The sequence below is a fragment of the Citrobacter sp. Cpo100 genome, from assembly GCF_030332595.1.
Lineage (GTDB): Bacteria > Pseudomonadota > Gammaproteobacteria > Enterobacterales > Enterobacteriaceae > Citrobacter > Citrobacter portucalensis.
Genome location: NZ_JAOWHM010000033.1, coordinates 1 through 2,330, shown reverse-complemented (window position 1 = coordinate 2,330; position 2,330 = coordinate 1). Strand labels below are relative to the sequence as shown.

General features: G+C 52.7%; 1 rRNA gene. It reads right to left on the bottom strand.

What is annotated here, in order from left to right:
* Positions 1–25: 25 nt before the first annotated feature.
* Positions 26–2,330: ribosomal RNA gene (locus OGX96_RS10300) — 23S ribosomal RNA — on the bottom strand; the annotation flags it as partial.

Here is a 2,330-nt window from a genome sequence, read left to right as displayed (position 1 = left end):
TTCGCCAAAACATCTTCGGCGTTGTAAGGTTAAGCCTCACGGTTCATTAGTATCGGTTAGCTCAATGTATCGCTACACTTACACACCCGACCTATCAACGTCGTCGTCTTCAACGTTCCTTCAGGACTCTCAAGGAGTCAGGGAGAACTCATCTCGGGGCAAGTTTCGTGCTTAGATGCTTTCAGCACTTATCTCTTCCGCATTTAGCTACCGGGCAATGCCATTGGCATGACAACCCGAACACCAGTGATGCGTCCACTCCGGTCCTCTCGTACTAGGAGCAGCCCCCCTCAATTCTCCAGCGCCCACGGCAGATAGGGACCGAACTGTCTCACGACGTTCTAAACCCAGCTCGCGTACCACTTTAAATGGCGAACAGCCATACCCTTGGGACCTACTTCAGCCCCAGGATGTGATGAGCCGACATCGAGGTGCCAAACACCGCCGTCGATATGAACTCTTGGGCGGTATCAGCCTGTTATCCCCGGAGTACCTTTTATCCGTTGAGCGATGGCCCTTCCATTCAGAACCACCGGATCACTAAGACCTGCTTTCGCACCTGCTCGAGCCGTCACTCTCGCAGTCAAGCTAGCTTATGCCTTTGCACTAACCTCCTGATGTCCGACCAGGATTAGCTAACCTTCGTGCTCCTCCGTTACTCTTTAGGAGGAGACCGCCCCAGTCAAACTACCCACCAGACACTGTCCGCAACCCGGATTACGGGTCTACGTTAGAACACCAGCCATTAAAGGGTGGTATTTCAAGGATGGCTCCATGCAGACTGGCGTCCACACTTCAAAGCCTCCCACCTATCCTACACATCAAGGACCAGTGTTCAGTGTCAAGCTATAGTAAAGGTTCACGGGGTCTTTCCGTCTTGCCGCGGGTACACTGCATCTTCACAGCGAGTTCAATTTCACTGAGTCTCGGGTGGAGACAGCCTGGCCATCATTACGCCATTCGTGCAGGTCGGAACTTACCCGACAAGGAATTTCGCTACCTTAGGACCGTTATAGTTACGGCCGCCGTTTACCGGGGCTTCGATCAAGAGCTTCTCCTTACGGATAACCCCATCAATTAACCTTCCGGCACCGGGCAGGCGTCACACCGTATACGTCCACTTTCGTGTTTGCACAGTGCTGTGTTTTTAATAAACAGTTGCAGCCAGCTGGTATCTTCGACTGATTTCAGCTCCATGGGTAAACCACTTCACCTACATATCAGCGTGCCTTCTCCCGAAGTTACGGCACCATTTTGCCTAGTTCCTTCACCCGAGTTCTCTCAAGCGCCTTGGTATTCTCTACCTGACCACCTGTGTCGGTTTGGGGTACGATTTCGTGTTACCTGATGCTTAGAGGCTTTTCCTGGAAGCAGGGCATTTATTACTTCAGCACCGTAGTGCCTCGTCATCACACCTCAGCGTTAATAAGGTACCGGATTTACCTGGAACCTCCGCCTACATGCTTAAACCGGGACAACCGTCGCCCGGCTAACATAGCCTTCTCCGTCCCCCCTTCGCAGTAACACCAAGTACAGGAATATTAACCTGTTTCCCATCGACTACGCCTTTCGGCCTCGCCTTAGGGGTCGACTCACCCTGCCCCGATTAACGTTGGACAGGAACCCTTGGTCTTCCGGCGTGCGGGTTTTTCACCCGCATTATCGTTACTTATGTCAGCATTCGCACTTCTGATACCTCCAGCAACCCTCACAGGCCACCTTCAACGGCTTACAGAACGCTCCCCTACCCAACAACACATAGTGTCGCTGCCGCAGCTTCGGTGCATGGTTTAGCCCCGTTACATCTTCCGCGCAGGCCGACTCGACCAGTGAGCTATTACGCTTTCTTTAAATGATGGCTGCTTCTAAGCCAACATCCTGGCTGTCTGTGCCTTCCCACATCGTTTCCCACTTAACCATGACTTTGGGACCTTAGCTGGCGGTCTGGGTTGTTTCCCTCTTCACGACGGACGTTAGCACCCGCCGTGTGTCTCCCGTGATAACATTCTTCGGTATTCGCAGTTTGCATCGGGTTGGTAAGTCGGGATGACCCCCTAGCCGAAACAGTGCTCTACCCCCGAAGATGAATTCACGAGGCGCTACCTAAATAGCTTTCGGGGAGAACCAGCTATCTCCCGGTTTGATTGGCCTTTCACCCCCAGCCACAAGTCATCCGCTAATTTTTCAACATTAGTCGGTTCGGTCCTCCAGTTAGTGTTACCCAACCTTCAACCTGCCCATGGCTAGATCACCGGGTTTCGGGTCTATACCCTGCAACTTAACGCCCAGTTAAGACTCGGTTTCCCTTCGGCTCCCCTATTCGGTTAACC